This is a genomic window from Streptomyces sp. PU-14G (assembly GCF_041028275.1).
Taxonomy (GTDB): Bacteria; Actinomycetota; Actinomycetes; order Streptomycetales; family Streptomycetaceae; genus Streptomyces.
The window spans coordinates 1-2,479 of the sequence record NZ_JASKYT010000633.1; the positions used below are offsets into that span (position 1 = coordinate 1).

Annotated in this window: 1 protein-coding gene and 1 pseudogene; both read right to left on the reverse strand. The window is 78.0% G+C overall.

Annotated features, from left to right (window positions below):
• Positions 1 to 204 (reverse strand): annotated as a pseudogene (locus AB8Z75_RS34245) (RDD family protein); the annotation flags it as partial.
• 385 nt (positions 205 to 589) lie between these two features.
• On the reverse strand, positions 590 to 2,479 hold a 1,890-nt coding region (locus AB8Z75_RS34250), incomplete at its 5' end, for an RDD family protein (protein ID WP_369208940.1).

Sequence of the window (2,479 nt, forward strand, 5' to 3'; positions counted from 1 at the left end):
CCCGTATCCCCCGCCGCCCGGGGGCGGCGGACTGCCGTAGGGCCCGCCGATACCGCCGGTACCACCGGTGCCGTCCGGAGGCGGAGGCGGTGGGGGCTCCTGCCCCGACGGTTCCCGCCCGGGCGGCTGCTGGGACCGGCCAGGGTCCGGGGGCGGCTGCTGCGGCTTACGGAACGGGTCGTTGTCCGGCTGCTCCGTGCTCATGGCCCGAGTGCACAGCCCCGCGCCGCCGGCCGCATCCTCAGCGGGCCGTTCGGGGGAACGCACGAACGGGACGGCTGCCCCGTCGGACCGGGGGCGGCCCCCGGCCGGGGAGCCGTCGTGTCGCGAGGGGTCGTCCTGTCACGGGGCCGTCGTGTCACGGGGGCCCGTCGTGTCACGGAGAGCCGTCCCACCACGGGGACCGGCCTGTCACGGGGCCGTCGTGTCGGCGGATGACGACGGCGCCACGGGAGTGCGCGCCTGGCCCCTGGGAAGCGCCGCGAGCCGGGCGGGGTTCGGATCGCCCAGTGGACTCCGGACGCCCCGCACGCTCCGGCCCCCGTCCGGATGAGCGGAACCGGACGGGGGGGGGACCGGACGAGCGGCTCTAGAGGCGGAGTTCGGTGCTCGCGTCGCCCTTCGCCACGAACGTGCCTGCCACCTTGTCGTGCCAGCACTGCCGCCAGGGACGGTCGAACAGGCACCACAGGACGTTGACCAGCCCGATCACCAGGACGCCGAGGGCGCCGTGTACCAGCCACCGCAGCAGCGACTTCGCGAAACCGGGCTTGCCGTATCCCTCGATGTTGACCACGCAGATCCCGAACAGCTTCTTGCCGAGCGTGCGCCCCCAACGGGCCGTCGGCAGCACCTCGTAGAGGAGGCCGAAGACGACGAGAACGCCCAGTACGAGCGCGAGATAGCCGCCGGTGGTGCCGTCGACCAGCCACACCTGCCGGGTCACACCCGCCTGCTCGACGGCGTCGATCTTGGCCTCGATGTGGTCGACGGTCTTGCCCACGAACGGGAACGCGGCGGCTGTGCCCACCGCGAGGGTGAGCACCAGGTCGACGAGCCTGGCCCCGAGCCGCCTGCCCAGCGCCGCGGGACGGGCCTCCTGTGCCGCCACTCGGGAGAACGGGTCGTCGACGGGCGGACGCCACGGCGTCACGGCGTCGGGCCCTCCCGACGGAGGCTGCGCGGGCAGCCCCGCGACCGGCTGGTGAGCCGGGGAACCGGTGGGCGCGGGGTGCGACCAGGAAGGCGCGACCGCCCCCTGCGCCGCCGCACCGTCCACCCGTACGGGTGACACCGCCGCAGCCTGTGCGGGCGCGTCGTGTCCTGGCCCCTGCCCCGGGCCAGTGGCAGGGGCGCCCGACGCCTCGCGCTGCCCCGGCAGGGCCGGTGCCTGCTCCCGTCGGGGCACCAGCTGCCCAGGCGCCTGCCCTGCCGTCTGCCCAGGCGACTGCGCCGGGGTCTCGGCCGGTGTTGCAGAGGCCGGCGTGGCAGAGACCGGTGCGGCAGAGGCCGGTGCGGCGTGGGATGCCGGGGAAGCGGGAGAGGCGGGGGAACCGGTGGTCGCAGGCGTCTGCTGTCCGGCGGTCTGCGGGCTTCCTGAGCCCTGTCCGGACACGACCGGACCTCCTTGGCCGTCGTCGTCGGTGCGTCCGGCCGCGGGGACACCCGCCGCCGCTCCGCTGCGCGCGGGCGCGCCCTGCTCGGCCGCGTCGGCACGCCCGGAAGCCGAGCCACTCGTGACAGTCGGTCCTGCCCGGCCGGGGCCGGCCTGCCCGGGGTTGGCGCGGCCGGGGCCCGCCTGGCCCGGCACGCGGCCCTCCGACGGCTCCTGACCCGTGCTGCCCGGGGCTGCCGCGCCGTGCCCGAAGCCGGCAGGTGCCGGATCGGCCTGGGGCACCGCCGCGGGCGCGCCCTGCCGGGGCTCTCCGGGCCGCTGGCCCGGGACGGCTGTGGTGCTGCCCTGCTCGGACCTGTGCCCCGCGCGGTCCGCGGCACTGTCCGTTTCGGGGCCGCCAGACGTGTCGGGGGCGCCGGTACGGCGGCCGGTCCCCAGGACCTCGGAGCGGCGGAGGCCGACCGTGTGTTCGCGCCCACCCGACGCCGCGGGGCTCCCGCCCGACGCCGCGGGGCTCCCGCTCTCGGGCGTGGGTGCGGTCGCGGGTCCGGTCTCGGACCGGTCGGCGGAGGGCCCGTCCGTGCCCCAGCCGCCGCGCGGGTCCGCCGGGGGGCCGAAGCCCGCCTGCGCGGGGGCGTCCGCCCGCCCTCCGGCGGCTGCGGCGCCCGGCCCGGCGTCTGCGGGCGCTACCGCCTCGTCGCCGCCGGCGCGGGCGCCGGCGCCCGCGTCCGCGTCCGCCGCGCTGCCTTCGCCCGCGTCTCCGTCGAGGAAGACCGGGCCCGTCTCGTCGGACGGCGAACGACGCGGCCTGACGGGCGGCCCTGCGGGCCCCTCCTGGCCTGCCGTGGCAGGCGGGGTGGGGGC